This window comes from Nonomuraea sp. MG754425 (assembly GCF_021699195.1).
GTDB lineage: Bacteria > Actinomycetota > Actinomycetes > Streptosporangiales > Streptosporangiaceae > Nonomuraea.
Window position 1 is genome coordinate 14737 of record NZ_SSXE01000005.1, and the last position, 18480, is coordinate 33216.

Sequence of the window (18480 nt, forward strand, 5' to 3'; positions counted from 1 at the left end):
CGCCGGCCGTCGGGTCGGCGGGGCTCCCCACCACAAGAAGGCGAGGCCCGACATGGGCAAGTACGACCAGCAGAACGAAGACCTCCACACCACCCTCACCCAAGCCGGAATCGCAGCACGCATCGACTACGACGGCGACGAACACGAGGTCACCGTCGAAACCGCCGCTGGGCGGCTCATCTTCGACCCGACCGACGACGGTGCCTGGCGACTCGACATCGAAAACGACTCCCACGACGGCTGGGTCGCTCGGGAGAACGTGCTGACCGGGATCGGCGTCGAGTACGCCGCCCCGGTCGTGGAGGGCCTGCGGCGCTGGTTTGAGCAGGGCCAGATGGGCGTCCACTCGTGACCGACAACACCGTCATGCTCGATTGGCAGAAGCGCCCGCTCATCCACCACACGATCGGGTGCATTCTCTGCTGCGATATCCGCGTCCAGGCCAGCGTCGGTTCTTCGTTTCGACACCCGAAGAACTGCACCAACTGCGTGGCCTACAGCGGGCCGCGTCCAGACCCGTGCTGGTCGTGCGGTGTGACAGCTCATTTCCGCGACAACGACGGGCGGGCCACGCACAAGGTCTGCCTGGAGATCGCTATCGCTGACACTGCTCGCGCGCAGACGGGAAGGCGAACATCCCGATGAGTCGCCAACTGGCCCTGCGGATGTCCCCTGTAGTCGCGTTCTACCAGGTGGATCTGCCCGAGGTCGTGGAGTTGCTGATCGCCTGGCGGCACCCGCTGCACCTGCCCGACGACGAACACCCGGACGGCCGGCCCTACACGCGTCCGTTCGGCAGCCTGGCGTTCGTCATGGAGGACCGTGGCCGGGTGGCCGCCGCCGTGGTGCTGGCCAGCACCATCAACGCCAGCGTCAGCAAGACGGACGGGCTGCACCGGTACAACACGGTGGACCTGGCTCGGATCGCCCGCTCGCCGGACCGCCGTGACGAGCGCTGCCTGCGGGCGGTGCTGCGTATCGCCCGCATGTACCTCGTGCCGATGTGGCTGGGCGCCTACGCCCGCTGGGACGCGCGCAGCGCCGAGCTGTGCGGCGGGCAGCCGCAGATCGAGGCGCTGTCGTCCACGAGCCTGCCGGGCACGCCTGGCCAGCTCTACCGCTTCGACGGCTTCGAGCGCATCCGCGTCTCGAAGGGCCCCAAGGGCGGCTCCCGCCAGAAGCCGAGCGCCGCGAACGAGATCGCTGACGGGGCGCGCGGCCTGTGGGTCTATCGCTACCCCGAACCGATCACCACCACCACGAAGGAGATCGCCCATGTCGGATAACAGCACGATCGAGTGGCTGAACAAGCCCGGCTACCAGCCCGCCACCTGGAACCCCACCATCGGCTGCAAGCGAGTGTCGCCAGGCTGCGACAACTGCTACCCCATCCCGCTCGCCCGCATCCGGGAAGCCAACCCGAACCCGAAGATCGCCGCCGCGTTCGCGGGCGTGGTCGAGCACACCGGCGACCGTCTCGACTGGACCGGCCAGGTCAACCTGCTGCCCGACCGGCTCGATATGCCGCTTAAGTGGCGCCAGCCCCGCATGGTGTTCGTCAACTCCCTGTCCGACCTGTTCCACGACGCGATCCCGGACCAGTTCATCACCCAGGTCTTCGCCATGATGGCGTCCGCGCCGCAGCACGCGTTCCAGATCCTCACCAAACGCCACGGGCGGATGCGCTCTCTGCTGTCGTCGGAAGTGTTCCGAACCGAGGTTGCCTACTGGGCCGGGCAGATGTGCGAGAACGGCGACGTCATGCACGACTCCGTGATGTTCGGTGAGTGGCCGAGGCGAAACATCTGGTTGGGCGTCTCGGTCGAGAACCAGCAGTGGGCCGACATCCGCATCCCCGCCCTCCTGGAGACTCCGGTCGCCGTCCGGTGGATCTCGGCTGAGCCGCTGCTCGGGCCAGTGACCCTGTGCCGAATCAACTGGATCGGCCGCGACCCGCTCCAGCGCAACGAGCCCCGCCTCGACTGGGTCGTCGCCGGCGGCGAGTCCGGGCCTGGCGCGAGGCCGATGCACCCGGACTGGCCGCGCCGTCTCCGCGACCAATGCGTCAAGACAGGAGTCCCCTTCTTCATGAAGCAGGCCGGCGCCGTGCTCGCGAAGGAGTGGGGCTGCTCCGACTCGAAGGGCCACAACCCGGCCGAGTGGCCCGAGCGGTTCCCGAGGGAGTACCCCGATGCCTGACCTGACCCTCTGGGAAGAACTGGAGATGGCGGCCAACCTCTGCCGCGAGATCGCCGCGCAGACGAGCGGCGCCCCGTGGCGGGCCAACGGCCACAACGTGGACGGCCCGGCCGGGCCGGTCGCCACCGCGTACCAGTGCTACGCCGATGCCGCTTGGATCGCCATCTGCGATCCCGGCCTGGCTGTACCGCTCGCGGACATCCTGGAGCGGGCTCTCCTCATCCGGGAGCGTGAGGTCCGAGCCCAAGACGCCGGCGACTACCACGCTGGCTGCGACGGCATCGTCGGTGAGGATTGCGACTGTTTCGAGCCCGCGGTGGCGGCGGCGCAGTACGTCCTGAAGAAGGCGACCGGCCGTGGGTAGGCGGGTCAAGGTCGCTGGGGATCTGTTCCACGGCCAGGTCCCCGCCGGAGCCGTCTACATCGGCCGCGCCGCGCCGGGCCTGCCTAGGTCGCCATTCGCGAACCCGTTCCCCGTCAAGGTCTACGGGCGGAAGAACTCCGAGATCATGTACCGCCAGTACCTCTGCGACAACCCGGACCTCATCGATCGGGCCATCCAGGAGATCGGCGACGCGGACGTGGCCTGCTGGTGCAAGCCAACCGACTGGTGCCACGGCGACGTGCTGCTCCCCGCGATGGCGGCCAGGCGGTGACCCGATGCGATTCTTCCTCGGGACGAGCGCGTCTTCCTGGCTCAGGCGAGAGGACGTCGGCGTGCCTCTCTGCGTCGCCTACCCGCGCCTGGCCACGATCAAGGGCGAGCTGCCGCGCGCTGTGGTGCCGTGGATTCTCGACTCGGGCGGCTTCAATCAGGTCACGCAGCGGGGCGAGTACACGGTCACGGCGATCGACTACGTGCGAGCAGTACGCCGGTACGCCGACGAGATCGGCAACCTGCGGTGGGCGGCGTGCCAGGACTGGATGTGCGAGCCGCCCGCGCTCGCCAGGTCGGGCCGGTCGGTGAACGGCCACCAACATCTGTCGATCGACAACTACATCACCCTGCGCGGGCAGTGGGGGCCGGACAGCCCGTTCGTGCCGCCGCTCCAGGGCGACAGCCGCGACGCCTTCCTACGCCACGTCGATATGTACGCGCGGCGTGGCATCGACCTGACGGGGGCTCCGCTCGTCAGCGTCGGATCGGTGTGCCGGATGCAGAGCACGCCCGAGATCGGGCGCGTGCTCGGCGCGCTGGCCGGCCTGGGCCTGCGGATGCACGGGTTCGGCGTGAAGACGCTCGGTCTGCGCCGGTTCTGGCCTCTCCTCTTCTCGGCTGACTCCCAGGCGTGGTCGAAGAATGCCCGCGAGAACGCCGACGACATCTATATTGACGTCCCCGAACACACCCATCCCCGCGGCGGCAAGACCTGTTCGAGCTGCCCCGTGTACGCGCTGGCCTGGCGGAAGCGGATGCTGGCCAGCCTCCCGGTCGCCCCCTCGCACACGGTGATGGAACTGCCCGGCATTTACGGGGAGGGGCTGTCGGCCCTGACCAGGGCAGAGCCGCCGCGCGTGCGATACAGGCCGGGCATCCCCATCTACGACAGGAGAAGATCATGACCCAGGTCAAGGGCCCTGCGCTGAACACGAGGCAGACTGAACGCCCCCATCTCACGCTCGTCGTCTCCCAACCCTCCGAGCAGACCACCAGCCCGTCCGCGCCGGCCAGGATCGCGATCCCGTACGAGATGCGCGACCATCTCGCCCAAACGGTGGCCGCAGCGCTGGAAGGGCTCGCTCTAGCAGAGGCGGACGGTGTGCCGGAGGTCACCGCCGCTGCTGCTGAGGACGCGGCGTACCCGCTGAACCGGCTGATCGACCTTTTCACCGTGCGCTACCGGACCAGCCCAGGTCGGGCACGAAGCCACGCGATGCGAATGGTTCGCGCCCGGATGGGGATTACGCCCGGACGATGCTGGGAGCAGGTGTCGGCGCGTGACCGCGGGGAGGAGATCAAGTCTCTCGTCCAGGAGGGGCTGTCAGACGAGGCCATCGCCCAGCGGCTGAGACTGACTGTGCGTACGGTGCAGCGGCACAAGCAGGCAGCCGGGCTGACGTTCCGGAGGTGCCTGTACGACGAGTGGGCGCCCCGCATCCTCGCCCATCTCGGGCGGTTCCCGGGTACGGAGTTCAGCAGCACCGATCTCGCCCGCGTGCTGCTGGGGGAACCCAGCGGCCGGTTCAGTTCGGCGCTGCGCCGCCTGGAGCGGGAGGGACGAACCATCGCGGTGGCGGGTATCCGCGACTCTGGTTCGCCCACGGTGAGGACGACGCGGTGGCGGATCGCCTCTGGTCGAGAGGAGGGCGGGCAGTAGTGGCGGCGCGGAAATGTAGGAGCTGCCGGAAGCGGCCCGCCGCTCGGAAAGCGAGCGGCTGGTGTCGGGCCTGCGGCGACCGGTGGAAGCGAGCAGGGAAGCCCAAGGAAGGCCCGCCGCCGCCGGGTAAGGGCGGCCGGCCCCGCGAGGCCGGCACCGAGAAGCGGGTGCAGCGGACGCGGGACCTGTTGGCCGAGGGCAAGGGCACGATGGAGATCGCTCGCCTGCTCGGCGTGCCCGGATCCACGGTGACGTACTATAAGCACCGGCTGGCCGAACGCGGTGAACTGCCGGTTGCTGCGTGACGTTGGCGGTTGCGCCAACTATCTGGGCGCGGTCCCAGGCGGGGCCGCGCCCTCCGTGCTTCACTGGGGATCGATGAACGACAACCCCGAGACCGGCAACCCGCTGAACCGCCCCTCCTGGTACACCACGGCCGAGCTGGACGCTGTGCAGCTCGTGCCGACCGGGCTGGAGGACGGCCGATACCTCGTGCTCGTCGCCGGTGACCTGCTCGGCACAGTCGGCCCCGCACGGTCCGGGTGGCCAGCCCGGCGCCGCTCTGGCACGACGATCGAGCGGGCGACCACGCTCCGGCACACGCGGGCGGTGGCCGTGGCGGAACTTCTCGCCGATGTTGAGCGATTGTGGCACGCTTGCCGAGATGTCGTGTAAATTCCGAAATGGCTGACGCTCCAGCCCACCTTTGGAGTCCGGTACCCCGCCCACGCAGGGGCCAGGCGATCGACCGGGGAAGTGTCGAAGGGACAGCGAGCGACCCCCTCATTTGCGACGCGCGCCGATGGCTGCGCTTCTCGACCATGCAGGGGGTGGGCGTGGGACACCTCCGGACGGGCGAGAGATGTCAAACGATCTAGGCCGCGCCACGCGGGAGCTGATGCATCATCGGCCCGGCAAGAAGTACACCGAGGTCCGCGACGAGCTCCTCGACTGGCTCGACGGCCGCGAGGAGACGCCGGGCGAGGCCGTCGCCATCATGACCGACCCCGCGAACGAGATTCTGTGCGAGGACTGCGGCTGGACGGTCGGGATGGTCTGCCCCGAATGCTCGAAGGGCTGCGGCTGCGAGACCGACTGCACCGGGTGGCGGCACCGTGAGTACATGCACCCCGACGACCTCGCCTAGCTGGAGGAGGCTGAGGCCGCGTGCCCCGAGTGTGGCGGTGACACCCGCACAGGTTACGACTGCCACTGTGACGACTAGGAGGCGCGGTGATTCCCAACCCGTTCGTTGCCGCCGCGCATGGCCTGGCAGTGTTCGGACTGGAGCCCGGCAGCAAGCTGGTTCGCGGGCCCGGTTGGCAGCACGCGGCGACCAGCGACCCTGACGTTCTGGCGTCGATCTGGAGGCCGGGAGACAACGTCGGCGTGGGCTGCTGGCGCTCCGGCGTGCTCGGCCTCGACCTCGACGTTAAGGACGGTGTGGACGGCATTGCCCGCTTCGCTGTGTTGTGCGACCAGCATGGCGAGACATGGCCGGACACGATGACCGTCCGCACGCCCTCAGGCGGGCAACATCTCTACTTTGCGGTGCCTGTCGGTGTCGTCGTCGGCTCGACCGCAGGCCGTAACCCAGGCTCGCCGCTCGGGCCGGGCATCGACACTCGCGGCCCCGGCCGGGGCGGGCGTGGCGGTTACCTGGTTGGCCCCAGCTCCGTCATCGGCGGCCACGCCTACATGATCGAGCGCGACCTGCCGATCGTGACCTGCCCTGGCTGGCTTACCGGCCTGCTCAACATCGGGAGAGTGTGATGGTACAGATCCGCGTCATGGACGACGATGGCGAACTGGCGGCCGAGGTCGTCGCCCGCCTGGTTCGGCTCCTGGCGAGCGAGGAGTCCGACCTGCGGGCCGGGAGTGTGAACCGGGCCAGCCACCGCGGTGGGGGCGGGCGGTTCTTCATCGACGCGATGCCCGACGATTGGGAGCCGGCCTGGCCGATTCGGGTGCCGTCTGAGCGTGTCGAGCGTGCTCCCGCGCGGAGGCCAACGCGGCGACGAGCGTTGCCACCCACATGAGCGCGCGGCGTCCGGAAGCCTTAGAGCTGGCCGGTCTCGTCCAGGTGGTCGAACCACGCGTTCAACGCGGCCGGGATGAACTCCTGCCCACCCAGCCCTTCCAGGTGGCAGCCGGCGCTCAGGCGGGCGCGGGTGTTCGGCTTGATTCGCGCAGTGATGAGCGTGAGCGAGTCCGGATCAGCCGCCGGGGTACTCGGGCGCGGGATGGGGTTCTTCTCGCTGCCCTCGGGCATCTGAGCGGGGATGCCGAGATGGTCGCAGTAGTAAGTGATCGCGGCTTCCCAGACGCCTTGGAGGCCCAGGCCGGTGTGCTCGATGGCGTTGTTCATGCGGTCGATGGTGTCTTCGTCGAGGCGGGTGCCGGTGTTGACGAGGTCGGTCCACCCGACGGCTTTGGTGCGCGCGGTTCGCGGTTTCGCCAACGAGGCGGAGTCATCGGACTGCTGGGTTCGTTGGCGGCGGGCCACGTGGTGCTCCTGGCGGTGTGCGGCTGGGTGTGATCCCTACCGTAGACCGTGGCGTGTCTCGCGACAAAAGCACGTCCGTTATGTCCGTTTCTTCGAGGCGCTGTAAGCATCGCCGCACCTATGCAATGGTGCTCTAAGAGATAGGCTCGGAAGACATCCAATCAAGCCTCTCTGGCCGCCATGGCCGCGCGGAGAGGCATCTCGTAAATGTTGGCGGAACCGCCAACGAAAGGATGATCATGGACGCTGCCACGACCACCGCACTCGCCAGCAGGCTCAACGACGAGACGTACCCCGAGTTCTACGAGCACCCCGGCGAGCTCATCGAGGAGCACGACCCCGACGCGGACCGCCGCGCTGCCCAGGAGATCATCGCCATGCTCACGGAGGCGTACGGGCTATGAGCGGCCAACTCGACCGGCATAGCTATCACGGTCGCCTCACGGGAGACAACATCGACGGGGTCGCCGACCGGCTCCGCGCTACCCTCCTCGGCCGCCCGTTCATCCTCGTGCGCAGCTCTCCCAGCAGCAACGACGGCACTCCCCGATCCAGGTCGTCGTCCTCGGCGACGCGAGCCGGGGCCTGGAGTTCAGCGGCGGCGGCGTCCTTCTGCTTCGCCGCCAGGGAAGGATCTCGGATCGCGTTCGAGGGCCACGTGTTCACCATCTCCGAGTACTCACCGAGCGGTCACCTGCATCACTGGGTGTTCGCCCCGGAAGGCAGCGGCGAATGACCACGACGACGTGGGACGGGCACTGCCCCGAGGAGCCCAACCGCGAGTGGTGCGCACACGCCATCAGCCACTGGCCGCCGGCCCAGCCCGGTACGCAGGAGGTAGCGCCCTGGCGAGGAGGGCCAGACAACACACGTGACAGGGCCAGATACCTGGCTCTGTCGGCCGAGGACCGGCACCGGGCGTCCCTGCTCGCCCAGAGGTGGGACGACGGCTTTCGCTCCACCACCACCTGCTGGGAAGAGGCCCTGGACCAGATCACGGAAAGTGGCGGCGAGTGAAGGCCATAACGATCTGGCAGCCCTGGTCCTGGGCCATCGCCGCCAACCTCAAGCCCGTCGAGAACCGCACCCGCGCCACCCAGCACCGAGGCGAGATCGCCATCCACGCTGGGAAGCACTGGGACGAGATCGGGGCGGCTGACTGGCGCATCATGGGGGCAGCCCGGTCGGAGGTGCCGCTCGCGGCCGACGACCCGCGGTTCGTGTTCGGCGCGATCATCGCGGTCGCCGAGCTGGTGGACGTGACCCGCGCCGGCCCGGCGCCGTGGGCGGAACCGGGCCAGGTGCACTGGCTGCTCGCCGGCGTGCGCCCTCTCGCCGAGCCGGTGCCGTGCCGGGGCCGGCAAAGCCTGTGGGAGGTGCCGCCGGACGTGGAGGCAGCCGTGCTCGACCACCTCAACCGAGCAGAGAAGTCCCACGATGGCCCGTGACCGCCGCCACCCGGCCGAGGTGACCGCTGACCGCCTGGCCAACGCCCTGGAACGCTGGCCGGACGCGTTCGACGGCGTGGCCCGAGACAAGGTCGCCTCCATCCGTACGATCCTGCTGGACATCGCTGAGAGCGCCGAATCGTCTGGTCAGGCGGGCGGATGACCGCATAGAGTGCGCCGTACCGCGTGAGATCTGCAAATCCACGCACCGAAGGCCCCGTCAGGCATCCACCTGCCTGCCGGGGCCTTCGCGTATCTATACACACGTGTGCTATCCGGTACGGTAGCCACATGATCCAACGCCGGGCACGCACCCACCGCGACGCCGTCTACATGAAGGTCGCAGCCGACCTCGCCGCCGACATCAAGGCAGGACGGCTCAAGCCCGGCGACCGGCTTCCCACCGAAGTAGAACTCGGCGCCCGCTTCCAGATCGGCCGCACCACCGTGCGGGCCGCCGTCGAGCAGCTACGCGGCCAGGGCCTCGTCCAGACCGTCCCCGCCAAGGGCACGTACGTCACCGGCGAGAAGACCACCGCGCCCGTCCCCGCGTCCCGCCGCCTGGTCGAGGACCTGCGCGACGCCATCACCTCCGGCCACCTCAAGCCGGGCGACCCGCTCCCACCGGAGCAGGAGCTGATGGACACGTACGGGCTGGCCGCCATCACCATCACCATCGCGCTCCGGAAACTCCGCCAGGAAGGGCTCATTCACCACATCCCCGGCCGCGGCCGGTTCGCCGGCCCTGGGCCGGCGAGAGAGGCTACCGGTTCACGGCAAACCGGCCACTGACGCGTTCGTAGCTACGCTCGTACGCTTCGTCGATCGGCTCCCGTCGCGCAGGGCGGATGATGGCATGCACAGTGGTGGCCGCCGCGAGGAGCACGAGTCCGATGGCCGCCGCGAGCGCGACGGGGTCGAGATGGCCAGCCTGGCTGACCAGCAGAGCGGTAAACGCTGTAGCGACGGCGGCGGTGGTCAGGATGCGTGCTGGCCGGTGCATGAGAACCCCCGAGGGTGGCAGCGCGGAGAGCGGGTGTGGATCCGGTTCGATGCTGTGCGGGGTGCCACGATACGGGGTCCACGTGCCGGATGCTAGATCGTTATGGCCTCATGGACCGTTGTCCCGATTCCGTCTCGCTGGTTAGCTGGCCCCGTCCTGCTATCTCGTCCTGATGGGAGCCTGGTGAGCGACGTGACGCTGACCTACAACCCGTACGACTACGCCATGCACGAGGACCCGTATCCGACGTACGCGCGTCTGCGGGAGAAGGCACCGATCTACCGCAACGACGAGTTCGACTTCTGGGCTCTGACCCGGCACGCGGACGTGTACGCCGCCGGCCGGGACTATGCCACGTACAGCAACCGGTACGGGGTCAACCTGGAATTATGGTCGGAAGACCTGGCCAAACGCCAGTCGTTCATCGCCATGGACCCACCCGAACACACCCAGTTCCGCCGACTCGTCAGCGCGGGCTTCACCCCCCGGCGAGTCGCCGAGTTGGAGCCGCGTATCCGCCGGATCACCCACGACTATCTTGACGTGGTGCTTGACGCGGGCGGCGAGTTCGACTTCATCACCGACCTGGCGCAGAACATCCCCGCCGACGTCATCAGCGAGCTGGTCGGAGTGCCCACGGCCGACCGCACGCAGATCCTGGCCTGGTCGAACGAGAGCCTGCTCCGCGACCCCGTCACCGGCGCGGTCACGGCGGCTTCCGTCGATGCCACCCGGAAACTCGTGGGCTACTACAGAGAGCTGATCGCCGACCGGCGTGCTCACCTGGGCGATGACATGGTGTCCGCGCTCATCGAGGCTGAGATAGACGGGCAGCGGCTGTCGGACCAGGACATCGGCGCGGTGCTGCTGCTGCTCGGCGTCGCAGGCAACGAGTCCACGACGAAAATCTTGGGGAACGCCTGGTACAAGGCCGCCTGCCACCCCCGCCAGCGCTCCATCGCCTTCCAGACAGGCCGGATCGAAGACTGGGTGGAGGAGACCCTCCGGCACAGCTCCTCCGGCCAGATGACCGCGCGCCATGTCGCCCGCGACGTCGAATGGCACGGCGTCACCGTCCCGGCCGGAGCGCGGCTGCTGCTCATCGTCGCCGCTGCCAACCGCGACCCGCGCGTGTTCGACCGCCCGGACGTGTTCGACCTCGACCGCGACCACTCCAAGGCGCTGGCGTTCGGGACAGGCCCGCACTTCTGCCTGGGTGCGAGCCTGGCCCGCTTGGAGACGCGGGTGGTGCTGGACGAGCTCGTCGTTGCGGTGCACGAGAACTACGCCGTGGGTACGCCGGTGCGGGTGCATCACCCGAACATCCACGGGCTGTCCAGTCTGCCCACTGCGGTCAAGGCCCGCTAGGGTACGACGCCGACTCCGGCTAACAGTCCGATCTTGTCGCCGGGAACTCCCTCGGTGACGCCATCAGGGCGCCAGTCGGTGGCGGGGACGAGGCCGGGCTCGACCATGTCGAGCCCGGTGAAGAAGCGGCTGATCTGCGCTCGGGTGCGCATCTGGTAGGACATGGCGTTCTCGTACACGAGGCGCACGTCAGCGACCAATCGCGTGTCGAACCCGTCCAGAGTGCCGTGGCTGATGGCTAGGTAGCTGCCGGGAACCAGCGGGCGGACGAACTCCGACACCACGTCGCCCGCGCCCTCCTGGTCCCGGATGAAGTGCAAAAGCCCGAGCATCAGGACGCCCAGTGGCCGGTCGAAGTCGAGGTGACGCACCACCTGCGGGTGGTCGAGGATCGTGTGGGGTTCACGAGCGTCGCCTTCGATGATTCGCACGCGGTGCTCGTCCCCGCCGATCATCAGCGCATGCGCGTGAGCGATCACCATGGGGTCATGGTCCACGTAGACGACTCGTGCGCCGGTCGCGATCTCATGCACGGTGCCCTGGGTGGGCAGCCCGGTGCCGAGGTCGAGGAACTGGTCGATGCCGAGCTCAGCGAGATAGCGCACTGCACGGCGGAGGAAGTAGCGGTTTTCGCGGGAGGCAGCCCGGATGATGGGTTGCCTGTCCTGGACCTTCCGGGCGGCGGCGACATCGGCCGGGAAAGAGTCCTTTCCGCCGAGGAAGTAATCGTACATTCGGGCAGAATTGGGAACGGTTGGGTCAACCCCCGCCCGCCAGTCTAAGGAGGAATCCTCGTCTTTCATAAAGATCACCATATTGAGGTTGAGGACACGACGCGCTTCGCGCTCGGGATAACTCGAAAACTCAACTTGATCTGGACCCGTCTGTCAATGTTCGGCGTGAGATGCTCTCCCGCGTCACCCGCTCCCGGATCATCGCCAGTTCCTCAAGCGCGCGAGCCGGCTTCGACGCCGACAACGCGAGCCGCCCGTGCGCCATGGAGTAAGCCAGCACACCAGGCGCGTCCGACACCATCCGGTCGTCGCTGAGCTGCGGAATCCACACCACATCCAGCACCCCGTCATCCGGCAGCCGGATGAGTGAGAACGCTCCGCCCCGCGGTCGATACCGGTCAGGGCCGCCGCGGTTGATCTGAATGGTGATATGCGGCCGGGCTGCCAGCTCCATCAAATGATCGATCTGCCGAAGCTGTACTTCTGTACCTCCAAGGTCGTCCAGCAGCACGGATTCCTGGAGCACGGCCCAGAGTTTCACGGGGCGCTCATCGAGCAATCGCTGTTGCCGCTCCCTTAAGATCTCGATTCCTAGCTCGATTTGGTCAGCCGGAATCTCGGGGAAATGGGCTGAGCGCCGCATCGCCACGGCGTAATCCTCATGCTGGAGCAGCGCCGGGATGGTCGCGTCCGAATACATGCGGACCTGCGTCGCGCTGTCCTCCATCTCGAGATACGTCACCAGCCACAAGGGCAACCGCTGGAAGTACGGGAACCACCATCGCGTGTCCAGCTTGCCTGCTGCGGCCGACACGAACAGCTCCTGCTGGTGGGAGTCTCCTACTCCATAACGGGTCAGAAGCGTGCGCAGCATCGCCGTGGACGGTGTCGTGCTGCCCGCCTCGATGTCCTCCACCAGGCCCGGTTCGCCACCTACGACCAGGTCCGCCTCGGCTGCGGACAGGCCGGCCACCTTGCGGAGGTCCCGCAACCGGCCGCCCACCCGGTTTGGCGGCGTGCGGTCGATACTGGAGGCGAAAGCCTGCTGGACCTGTTCGAGCGTGAAGGGATGGTGGATGCCCTGGGACGCTGACGGCTCCGCGATGGCGGGCCGGGGCATTGTCGGCTCGCCGGGGCCGTTCCAATTCACCGGCGGCAGCCGGTCCGCGCGCCGCGCGAGCTCCAGCACGTACCGCAGAGCGTTGCGCGACTCGTTGGACAAGCTGGCGAAGGGCGCGTCGTCGGCGGGGTCGGCCTCGCCCAGCAGGTAGGACGGCCGGACTTCGAGGACCTGGGCGAGGGCCTTCAGGCGCGCGACCGTGGGATTCTTCTGCTTACCGCTCCGCAGGAGCGAGATGTAGACGCGGGTCATCGTCATGCCGGTCTGCTCCGTGACCATGTCGGCGACCTGCTGATCTGACAATCCCCGGCGCTCCATGACCTCTCGCAGCCGCGCGGTGAACACTTCCACCCGAGATCCCTCCTACTGGGGCCTGGCGTAGCGGAACAGGCTACTTCGACGCCGGTCGGCGAGCACAGGTGTTGACATGGTCGGCCCGTACCGGCGACCATCGAACGCCTTGCCACGTAACTGGCGACGCAAGAACCGTAACTGGCGACGCAAGCTGCTGGCCAGTGCCCACCGACGACACACTCTCCACCGTTGGGAGTACCGCCTTGAACAGCCACGGCCTAGGGAACGCAGGGAGACGACGGAACCAGCGGACAGTGACCAGGCGACCGCACGACACCCGCTGGCCGGCGAACATGGCCTCGATGATGGCGGGGCTGGGCGCACCCGCCATCATGCTGGCCGCCGCCCCGAAGGTGACGCTGGGGATGCTGCTGCTGCTCCTGGCGTGGTCGGTCGTACCGCTGTACGCCGGGGTGCGCGTGATCACGGACGTGCGGTACGGGCTGAGATGGTGGTCAGCGTCGCGGGCGGGGGCACGGCACGCCCGTCGTCTTGGTCGGCTCGAAAACCAAACAATTTTTCAGGAACGTGCCAACCCCCGCCGCCCCACAGGCGTCACACAGGGCGGCATTCATCACAGAGCGAGCTAGGAACGGGGGCGGGATGAACCACGTCAGGCTGACCTTGCAGGCCGCGATGGACGCGTGGCTCGCCGCCGTGAGTTTGGGCATGGAGGTGCCCGCGTCGGCGCTCGCCGGGACGGCAGCGCAGGGTCAGTGCCGGTCCAGCGTCGTGGTGACCTGCTCGCGGTCGAGGACCTGGCGGGCGCGCTCCAGCAGATACCGCTTCATGCGGTCCTTCTCCGGGCCGCTGGCGTTCAGAGCGTCGATCTCGGCGTACGCGTCCCGAAGGAAGCTCTCCACGGCGCCGGCCGCGCGGTCGGCCGCCCGTTCCGCCGCGGCACCCTTGGCTTCCTGGTCGGCGAGGATCTGCCGCAGGAATTCGGCGGCTTCGGTACGGCCGGTGGCGGCGAGTTCGTCGGCAGGAGCGTCTACGCCCCACGCCCACCAGGCGAGGTCCTTGTCCGAGATGTCGGTGACCATGCCCGACTCTCGGCGTCGCCAGAACTGTTCATTGAACCGATGCCCGGACGCCTCGGAAATCTTGCGGGCGAGGGGGCGGACGCCGAGTTCGGGTTCGGGGCTGCCCTCGCGTTTGCGGTAACGCACAAGAAGTGCCATTTCGGGGCTGAGCTGGGCGGTTCTGGTGGTGGGTGTCATGGTGCTGGTATCCCCTCGTGGCGTGCCGTGGCGGGCTCGGGATCGACGCGAGCGTATCACTCGGGGTGGCGTCGGTCGCGTCTTGACTTCGCCTATCAAGATCAACAGTCGGCTTTGTTGATCACGACGACCAGACGGCACTTCGACGCATGCGACGCGCTAAAGACGTGACATGCGCGTCGCAAGCACGTAGGCTGGATGTGTCGCGAGACATGCCTGACCAAGATCAACAAGTCTCGTGATGGATACCACCACCAGCGGAAACGCCACATTCCGCGCTCAGTTGACTGGTTGGCGGTTCCGCCAACCTAGACCTCCGGGAGACAAGCAGTGACCAGCAACCCTCACACGAACCGCGCCGCCCGCCGGGCAGCCGACCTCGCACTCATCGCCGCCACCGATCACGACCCGGTGTGCCCCGTCGCCGGTGTCGCCCGCACCCTCCTCGTCCAGCAGATCGGCGAGGAGGACGCCGCCCAGCACATCGACGCGGCCCGCGGCGTCCTCGCCGACCAGGAGGGCTGACCGCGATGGGTACCTACTACGACACCGGCCGCCGCTACAACATCCTCCTGGAGAACGCACTCGTCGTCGGAACCCGCTCCGAGCGAGGCGGCACCACCGACCTCACCGTGAAGCTCACGGGCCCGAACGGCTCGCAGACCAGCACCATCCTGCACATCCCCCTCGACCATGCCGGCGTGACCGTCACGCCCGTCCCGCCGCCGAACTGGCCCCCGGAGCCAGGAGACGTCTGGGAAGCCGACGACAAGCGGTGGTTCGCCCTCGCCAGCAGAGACGGCGAAGGCGAGATCAGGAGCGTCGTCTTCGTCAACGAGGACGGCCGCTATGCCCACAGCTACTTCGCCGACCCCATCCCGTGGGACGACCCGACCACCCTGCTCAACAACTCGACCAAGGTCCTCCTGATTTCCCGCAAGAGTCAGCCACCGGAGCAGTCCACGCAGGCGGGGGACTACCCGGACTTCAACGACGAGCCGCCGTTCTAATGGCCGCCATCACCGAGATCCCCATCGGCCTTGACGGCTGGGCCGCCGCCGCGAAAGTAGCAGCCACCGCCGAGCAGCCCGAGGTTGCCACCTGCCCCGGTTGCGGCTTCGACCGCAAGGTCAACCAGACCGGCACCATCCGCAAGCACAAGGCAGCCAAGGGCGACGTTCTCCCGTGTACTGGCTCCGGCGCGCCGGTCGGGCTCGCCCGCATCCCCACGAGATCACAGCGCGGCTACTACCGCGACCGTGAAACCGGCGAGCAGCTTCCCGCCGTCACGTCGCTGCTGAACAAGGGCATGTCCAAGGAAGCGATCAGCTTCTGGTCGGCGAAGGTCGTGGCTGAGACCGCGATGGACAACGTGGGCGAGATGCTCCGGGCCTCCCGTACACCCGAGGACCGGGAGGAGTTCATCAAGTGGCTCAAGCAGGAGCCACTCCGCCGCCGTGATGACCGGGGCGACATCGGCCGAGCCGTGCACCGGCTCATCGAGGCCCACATCCTCAGCGAGCCGGCTCCGGCCCACATCGCCGCCAACCCGGAGTTCCGGCCGTACCTGGCGCACTTCGCCGAATGCGTCGAGGTGTGGCAGCTCAACTTCATCGCCTCGGAGATGGTGGTCGCCCACTACGAGGACGAGTACGCGGGCACGCTCGACTACCTGTTCAGGTCGCCACTCGTCGCTGCCGTCGTTGGGCTTCCGGCCGACACCATCTTCGCGGGCGACACCAAGACTGGTGGCGAGCTGGACCGGATCACGTTCTCTGGTCACCGTCACGGTGTCTACCCGAGCGCGGGCGCGCAGATGGCCGCCTACAGGGCCGCGCCATGGGGCTGGCTCCGCGACGGCACGAAGATCCGCCTCCCGGAGCGGGCGCCCATCGGTGTCATCATGCATCTCCGCCCCGAGGGCTGGCGGCTGTACCCGGCCCGCTGCGGCGACGACATGTATGCCACATTCCGGCACGCCAAGGCCATGGCCGAGTTCGAGACTCGCCACTCCAAGAACGTCATCGGCGAGGCCCTGACCCTCCCCGACCCCACCACCAGCGCCACGACCAGCAGGAAGGCAGTTGCCTAGCCATGACCACCACCATTGACCTAGACACGATCCGCGCCCACGTGGAACGCGGCGCCGCGGTCATGGACGCGCAGAGGCCCGGGTGGGCCGAGCTGATCGACAAGGACACGTTCAACATCGGCGACTGCGCGGCGTGCGTGCTCGGCCAGTCCTACGAGAACGACACCGCCTACGACGAGGGGTTCGACAACCCATTCGAGGCGGGCGCCTTCGAGTTGTTCGGCGACGCCTACGGCTTCGACAACAACGCCCCCGTCCTGATCGAGCACGGGTTCTCCGCGCCGGCGGGCGCCGAAGAGGTGTTCGCGGCGCTCGACGACGAATGGCTGCGGGTCATCAACGAGAGAAGGACGGTCCGATGACACTCATGGACGAGGATGGCCTGATCCTGGACCTCCAGCACCGCAACCGCACCCTCGGCAAGATCCGGTCCGGCACCTACGGCGTGAACCCCGCCACAGGCAAGAGCAGCCCCCAGCGGTCCGAGACGTTCATCGTCACCAGCGACTTCCAGCACTTCGTGCAGTCGGCCGAGGACACCTACGGCGGAATCATGGAGGAGTGGCAGCCGCAAGGCAACGGCGCCGCCCAGTGGCGGGTTGTCACGGACGAGGTCGCGCTTGACGCGATCCTGCCGCCTGGCCCCAAGTCGCCGTTGAGCCAGGCGTACGAGAAGTGGACCCGGGGCGGTATCCAGCGCCGCTGCAACGGTGTGCTGGAGCGCAAGTCTGGCCAGCCGTGCCTGTGCAAGCAGCAGTACGGAGAGGACAGTTGGTGGGAGCGCGCCCCTGTTGGCCAGGCATGCAAGGTCACGACCCGCCTGAACGTGATCCTCCCAGACGTGCCGGATATCGGGGTGTGGCTGTTCGAGACGCACTCCTACCACGCGGCACTGGAACTGCCCGCGCACGTGGCCACGATGCGGCGCATCTTCGGCACCGAGATCCCCATCCCGATCCGGCTGTTCCTCACCCAGCGGCGCGTCACCCGCAACGGTGAGACGAAGCACTTCCCCGTCCCCGCGATCGAGCTGCGCGGACTCACCGCCGGTCAGGCGATGGCCGCCCTCCTGCCGGGCGCGGCCGGACAGCAGGCCATGGCTGCCGCACAAGGCCAGCAGGCGCTTGAGGCTGGGCCGCCCCCGAACTATCTGGTCGAGATCGAGCAGGCCCGCACCCGCAACGAGGTCGTGGCTATCTGGCGCCAGGCCAAGCAGTCTCCGTCCACGACCGTGTCGGGCAAGGAGATCGAGGTCGCGGCCAAGGCCCGCGTGCAAGCGATCGATCAGGCCAGCCAGGCATGGCAGGCCCTCGTTGAGGTGTGGACGGGCACGCTTCCCGAACTGGAGGAGGCGTTCCGGGCGGCGAACGACGGACTGGACCCGCAGGCCGCGTCCGCTGATCAACTGAGGGCATTCTGCGCCTCCGTCGAGGCAGAGGCCCCGCAGACTCCGCCCGCAGCGTCGGAACCTGCTGGTGCCGCAGCGGAGGAGCCGGTAGAGGCGGACATCGTGCCGGACAAGCCGGAACGCCAGATGGACCCGGCGCCTGCCCCTCCTGCGCCAGCACAGTCCGCTCCCGAGCAGCCACAGGGGCGGCCAGTGGGTGCCGCCAACCGGCAGACGCTCACCAAACTGAACACCCTGTTCGGGGAAGCGGGCATCAGCGGCGACGCCCGTTTCCTGTGGCTGCTGAACACCTGCAACGTCAAGGTGACCTCGACCGCCCAGCTCACCGCAGCGAAGGCCGACGAGGCCATCGCCAAGCTCGAACCCGAGACGCAGGCCCACCGCGAAGACCTCAAGATGCGGGTCTGGCAGGTCTGGTCCGACCTGGGCGGCACTCGTGACGAGCTGACCCCCGCCGTGTGCCTGTGGGTCAACACCAACACCAAGCGCCGCAGCAAGCAGCCCGTGACCAGGCTGGACGAGGTGTCGAACGTCCATCTGGACGCCTTCCTCAACGCGCTCAGCGCGGACCCCGGCAAGGGCCAGATCACGCCGGACGCTTACCGGCAGGCCGTCGCCGCGCAGAACGCCTCCTAAAGCCCCGGCCGGGCGCCCTGAGCACGTACGAGGCGGGGGCGCTCGGCCGGCTCCAACACCCCCCAACCCCTGAG

At 68.1% G+C, this 18480-nt stretch carries 29 protein-coding genes; 24 read left to right on the forward strand and 5 right to left on the reverse strand.

All coding sequences use genetic code 11. The features are described from left to right. The first annotated feature begins 52 nt into the window (after positions 1-52). From FAF44_RS02700 to FAF44_RS02750, 11 genes are all read left to right on the forward strand, one after another. Positions 53-352, forward strand: a complete 300-nt coding sequence (locus FAF44_RS02700) for a hypothetical protein (protein ID WP_237101360.1) — start codon at positions 53-55, stop codon at positions 350-352. Next, the gene (locus FAF44_RS02705; protein ID WP_237101361.1) at positions 349-645 is read left to right on the forward strand and encodes a hypothetical protein; all 297 of its coding nucleotides are present in this window, start codon (positions 349-351) and stop codon (positions 643-645) included. Before FAF44_RS02700 ends, FAF44_RS02705 begins: the two co-directional genes overlap by 4 nt. After that, complete coding sequence (locus tag FAF44_RS02710) at positions 642-1286, forward strand: hypothetical protein (RefSeq protein WP_237101362.1); 645 nt, start codon at positions 642-644, stop codon at positions 1284-1286. The genes FAF44_RS02705 and FAF44_RS02710 overlap by 4 nt, the downstream gene beginning before the upstream one ends. After that, the gene (locus FAF44_RS02715; RefSeq protein WP_237101363.1) at positions 1276-2199 is read left to right on the forward strand and encodes a DUF5131 family protein; all 924 of its coding nucleotides are present in this window, start codon (positions 1276-1278) and stop codon (positions 2197-2199) included. The genes FAF44_RS02710 and FAF44_RS02715 overlap by 11 nt, the downstream gene beginning before the upstream one ends. Next, positions 2192-2563: a hypothetical protein gene (locus FAF44_RS02720; RefSeq protein WP_237101364.1), complete on the forward strand. Its 372-nt coding sequence runs from the start codon at positions 2192-2194 to the stop codon at positions 2561-2563. The genes FAF44_RS02715 and FAF44_RS02720 overlap by 8 nt, the downstream gene beginning before the upstream one ends. Next, the gene (locus FAF44_RS02725) at positions 2556-2855 is read left to right on the forward strand and encodes a DUF4326 domain-containing protein (RefSeq protein WP_237101365.1); all 300 of its coding nucleotides are present in this window, start codon (positions 2556-2558) and stop codon (positions 2853-2855) included. The genes FAF44_RS02720 and FAF44_RS02725 overlap by 8 nt, the downstream gene beginning before the upstream one ends. 61 nt (positions 2856-2916) lie before the next feature. Continuing rightward, positions 2917-3762 (forward strand): hypothetical protein, encoded by an 846-nt coding sequence (locus FAF44_RS02730; RefSeq protein ID WP_237101366.1) that lies wholly within the window; start codon positions 2917-2919, stop codon positions 3760-3762. After that, positions 3759-4517 carry a hypothetical protein gene (locus FAF44_RS02735; RefSeq protein WP_237101367.1) on the forward strand — a complete coding sequence of 253 codons (759 nt, stop codon included), beginning with the start codon at positions 3759-3761 and terminating at the stop codon, positions 4515-4517. The genes FAF44_RS02730 and FAF44_RS02735 overlap by 4 nt, the downstream gene beginning before the upstream one ends. Positions 4518-4895: 378 nt before the next feature. Beyond that, entirely contained in the window at positions 4896-5192 is a 297-nt protein-coding gene (locus FAF44_RS02740) for a hypothetical protein (RefSeq protein ID WP_237101368.1), read from the forward strand. 187 nt (positions 5193-5379) lie between these two features. Beyond that, positions 5380-5664, forward strand: coding sequence for a hypothetical protein (locus FAF44_RS02745; protein ID WP_237101369.1), 285 nt, complete (start codon positions 5380-5382; stop codon positions 5662-5664). A gap of 86 nt (positions 5665-5750) precedes the next feature. Then, a complete protein-coding gene (locus FAF44_RS02750; protein WP_237101370.1) occupies positions 5751-6290 on the forward strand; it encodes a bifunctional DNA primase/polymerase in 540 nt (179 codons plus the stop codon). A 286-nt stretch (positions 6291-6576) separates the two neighbouring features. Here the strand turns inward: FAF44_RS02750 and FAF44_RS02755 are convergent, their stop codons facing one another. Beyond that, a complete protein-coding gene (locus tag FAF44_RS02755; protein WP_237101371.1) occupies positions 6577-7023 on the reverse strand; it encodes a hypothetical protein in 447 nt (148 codons plus the stop codon). A gap of 239 nt (positions 7024-7262) precedes the next feature. Here FAF44_RS02755 and FAF44_RS02760 point away from each other — a divergent pair, with 239 nt between their 5' ends. The 6 genes from FAF44_RS02760 to FAF44_RS02785 all read left to right on the forward strand — a co-directional run bounded on the left by FAF44_RS02760 (position 7263) and on the right by FAF44_RS02785 (position 9263). Beyond that, entirely contained in the window at positions 7263-7427 is a 165-nt protein-coding gene (locus FAF44_RS02760) for a hypothetical protein (protein WP_237101372.1), read from the forward strand. Continuing rightward, positions 7424-7759, forward strand: a complete 336-nt coding sequence (locus FAF44_RS02765) for a hypothetical protein (protein WP_237101373.1) — start codon at positions 7424-7426, stop codon at positions 7757-7759. Before FAF44_RS02760 ends, FAF44_RS02765 begins: the two co-directional genes overlap by 4 nt. Further along, on the forward strand, positions 7756-8040 hold the full coding sequence (locus tag FAF44_RS02770; protein ID WP_237101374.1) for a hypothetical protein: 285 nt from the start codon (positions 7756-7758) through the stop codon (positions 8038-8040). Before FAF44_RS02765 ends, FAF44_RS02770 begins: the two co-directional genes overlap by 4 nt. Further along, on the forward strand, positions 8037-8471 hold the full coding sequence (locus tag FAF44_RS02775) for a hypothetical protein (protein WP_237101375.1): 435 nt from the start codon (positions 8037-8039) through the stop codon (positions 8469-8471). The genes FAF44_RS02770 and FAF44_RS02775 overlap by 4 nt, the downstream gene beginning before the upstream one ends. Then, the gene (locus tag FAF44_RS02780; protein ID WP_237101376.1) at positions 8461-8634 is read left to right on the forward strand and encodes a hypothetical protein; all 174 of its coding nucleotides are present in this window, start codon (positions 8461-8463) and stop codon (positions 8632-8634) included. Before FAF44_RS02775 ends, FAF44_RS02780 begins: the two co-directional genes overlap by 11 nt. A 128-nt stretch (positions 8635-8762) precedes the next feature. Continuing rightward, positions 8763-9263 carry a winged helix-turn-helix domain-containing protein gene (locus FAF44_RS02785; RefSeq protein WP_237101377.1) on the forward strand — a complete coding sequence of 167 codons (501 nt, stop codon included), beginning with the start codon at positions 8763-8765 and terminating at the stop codon, positions 9261-9263. Here the strand turns inward: FAF44_RS02785 and FAF44_RS02790 are convergent. After that, positions 9235-9474, reverse strand: coding sequence for a hypothetical protein (locus FAF44_RS02790; RefSeq protein ID WP_237101378.1), 240 nt, complete (start codon positions 9472-9474; stop codon positions 9235-9237). The two genes, FAF44_RS02785 and FAF44_RS02790, sit on opposite strands and share 29 nt — an antisense overlap. A gap of 183 nt (positions 9475-9657) precedes the next feature. Between FAF44_RS02790 and FAF44_RS02795 the strand changes: the two genes are divergently transcribed. Continuing rightward, complete coding sequence (locus FAF44_RS02795) at positions 9658-10842, forward strand: cytochrome P450 (protein WP_237101379.1); 1185 nt, start codon at positions 9658-9660, stop codon at positions 10840-10842. On the opposite strand, the gene FAF44_RS02800 is transcribed toward FAF44_RS02795, so the two are convergent. After that, a complete protein-coding gene (locus tag FAF44_RS02800; RefSeq protein WP_308193272.1) occupies positions 10839-11657 on the reverse strand; it encodes an SAM-dependent methyltransferase in 819 nt (272 codons plus the stop codon). The genes FAF44_RS02795 and FAF44_RS02800 overlap by 4 nt on opposite strands. 49 nt (positions 11658-11706) lie before the next feature. After that, positions 11707-13047: a helix-turn-helix transcriptional regulator gene (locus FAF44_RS02805; RefSeq protein ID WP_237101381.1), complete on the reverse strand. Its 1341-nt coding sequence runs from the start codon at positions 13045-13047 to the stop codon at positions 11707-11709. Positions 13048-13352: 305 nt separating this feature from the next. Between FAF44_RS02805 and FAF44_RS02810 the strand changes: the two genes are divergently transcribed. Then, positions 13353-13640 carry a hypothetical protein gene (locus FAF44_RS02810; RefSeq protein ID WP_237101382.1) on the forward strand — a complete coding sequence of 96 codons (288 nt, stop codon included), beginning with the start codon at positions 13353-13355 and terminating at the stop codon, positions 13638-13640. 123 nt (positions 13641-13763) lie between these two features. Here FAF44_RS02810 and FAF44_RS02815 read toward each other — a convergent pair whose 3' ends face one another. Then, positions 13764-14270: a hypothetical protein gene (locus tag FAF44_RS02815; protein WP_237101383.1), complete on the reverse strand. Its 507-nt coding sequence runs from the start codon at positions 14268-14270 to the stop codon at positions 13764-13766. Positions 14271-14600: 330 nt separating this feature from the next. Between FAF44_RS02815 and FAF44_RS02820 the strand changes: the two genes are divergently transcribed. The 5 genes from FAF44_RS02820 to FAF44_RS02840 are packed head-to-tail and all read left to right on the forward strand — an operon-like array spanning position 14601 to position 18406. After that, on the forward strand, positions 14601-14795 hold the full coding sequence (locus FAF44_RS02820) for a hypothetical protein (RefSeq protein ID WP_237101384.1): 195 nt from the start codon (positions 14601-14603) through the stop codon (positions 14793-14795). Positions 14796-14800: 5 nt separating this feature from the next. Continuing rightward, the gene (locus FAF44_RS02825) at positions 14801-15280 is read left to right on the forward strand and encodes a hypothetical protein (protein ID WP_237101385.1); all 480 of its coding nucleotides are present in this window, start codon (positions 14801-14803) and stop codon (positions 15278-15280) included. Beyond that, positions 15280-16362 (forward strand): hypothetical protein, encoded by a 1083-nt coding sequence (locus FAF44_RS02830; protein WP_237101386.1) that lies wholly within the window; start codon positions 15280-15282, stop codon positions 16360-16362. Before FAF44_RS02825 ends, FAF44_RS02830 begins: the two co-directional genes overlap by 1 nt. Before the next feature lie 2 nt (positions 16363-16364). Beyond that, complete coding sequence (locus FAF44_RS02835) at positions 16365-16724, forward strand: hypothetical protein (protein ID WP_237101387.1); 360 nt, start codon at positions 16365-16367, stop codon at positions 16722-16724. Beyond that, positions 16721-18406 carry a hypothetical protein gene (locus FAF44_RS02840; protein WP_237101388.1) on the forward strand — a complete coding sequence of 562 codons (1686 nt, stop codon included), beginning with the start codon at positions 16721-16723 and terminating at the stop codon, positions 18404-18406. Before FAF44_RS02835 ends, FAF44_RS02840 begins: the two co-directional genes overlap by 4 nt. The last annotated feature ends 74 nt before the right edge of the window (positions 18407-18480 follow it).